The 1,522-nt window shown below is 70.6% G+C and carries 2 protein-coding genes; both read right to left on the bottom strand.

The genetic code is table 11. The annotated features are described in order from the left end of the window. A partial coding sequence (locus E1286_RS47220) for a lytic polysaccharide monooxygenase auxiliary activity family 9 protein (RefSeq protein ID WP_132623948.1) occupies nt 1-527 on the bottom strand: 527 nt, incomplete at its 3' end. Between the two features lie 79 nt (nt 528-606). Next, nucleotides 607-1,522 (bottom strand): coenzyme F420-0:L-glutamate ligase (locus tag E1286_RS47215; RefSeq protein WP_132623946.1); only part of this gene is annotated, 916 nt, incomplete at its 5' end.

Raw genomic sequence — 1,522 nt, 5'->3', positions numbered from 1 at the left:
GGGTTCGGGTTGCCGCTGCCACCGACCTGCAGGTCGATGCAGGAGTAGAAGGCGTTGGCGGTGTCGGAGATGTTCCAGATCGCGAGCACCTTCTGCCGGCCCGAGTAGCCGGAGAGGTCGACCGTGTGGGAGACCGTCTGCGGCGGCTGCTGGCCGTTGCCGTTGAAGACGGCCACCCGCGTGTTGCCGATGTAGTACTCGTAGTTGAGCGTCGCGTGCCGGGCGGTGAACGTCCAGGTGAAGGTCACCCGATTGCCCACCGACGTGGCCGGCCACGGCTTGCTCTCGTCGCTGAGCTGGGCGAACTGCGGGATGTTGGCGTGGCAGTTGCGCAGCCCCTTCGGCCCTTCGACGCTCTGCGGCTCGTAGACGATGTTGCCGCAGTCGGGCACCTTGCCCGCCGCGCAGTTGGCCTGCCGGCTCGCGGGCGCGTTGACGTAGCCGTGGGCGAACGCCGGCGTCGTGTTGAACACCGTGGTGGCGAACGCGATCACCGCCACGGCGGCCAACGTCAGAGTCCTTCTCATTGAAGCGGCTCCTTTACATGGGGGGATGCCTCAAATGTAAAGGAAAGTTTCCTAACGGTAAATGCCTTCTGACTGCGTGTCAGCGCGTGACGATGAAGTCGGCCGCGTCGCGGGGCGCCCGATCGCGCGGCGGCGCGGCGGCCTGCCCCACGGCCACGCAGCCCATCGGGTCCCACGTCTCGGGCAGGTCGAGCACCTGACGGACGACCGGGCGGCAGAACATCGTGGACGACACCCACGCCGACCCGAGCCCCTCGACGGCGAGCTGGACGAGGAAGTTCTGGACGCCCGCGCCGGTCGCCACCACGAACATCTCGCGCTCGGAGGCGTTGCGCCGGTCGTCGCGGTAGGTGTGGGAGCCCTCCATGACCAGGCACGGCACGACCAGGTAGGGGGCGTTGCGCAGCACGTCGCCGCGCCTGACCCGCTTGGCGATCGACTCCTCGGAGAACCCGTCGCCGCGCAGGTCGGTGATCCACGCCTCGCGCATCGCGTCGAGCAGCTTCGTGCGGGTCGCGGCCGACTCCAGCAGCACGAACCGCCACGGCGTCGTGTGGTGCGGCGCGGGCGCCGCGATGCCCGCCGCCACCGCCCGGCGCACCGCCTGCGGATCGACCGGCCGGTCGGAGAACTCCCTGATCGTACGGCGGGCGAAGACGACGTCACGCGAGCCGTAGCGGAACAGGTCTTCGTCGGCCGGGCGCACCAGCGGCCTGACCCCGGGCCCGTCGTCGTCGGTCACCAGGTGGGCGAGGCCGCGCACGATCGCCACAGGAACCCCGGCGAGCTTGCCCTTGACCAGCTCGGCCGCGCTCGCGATCTCGTCGGCCAGGGCCGTCACCGTGGCGCTCAGCGGGTTGCCGTACGTGTCGGACGTGCCGCGGAAGTCGTCGAGCGGGCGCACCCCGGCCGCGCCGATGGCCACGTCGGTGAGGCCGTTGCGCCACGGCCGCCCGAACGTGTCGGAGAGGATCACGCCCACGCGCCCGCCCAGC

The organism is Nonomuraea terrae, from assembly GCF_004348995.1.
GTDB lineage: Bacteria > Actinomycetota > Actinomycetes > Streptosporangiales > Streptosporangiaceae > Nonomuraea > Nonomuraea terrae.
The sequence above is the reverse complement of the archived record's forward strand: the minus strand, read 5'-3'. Positions and strand labels throughout refer to the sequence as shown.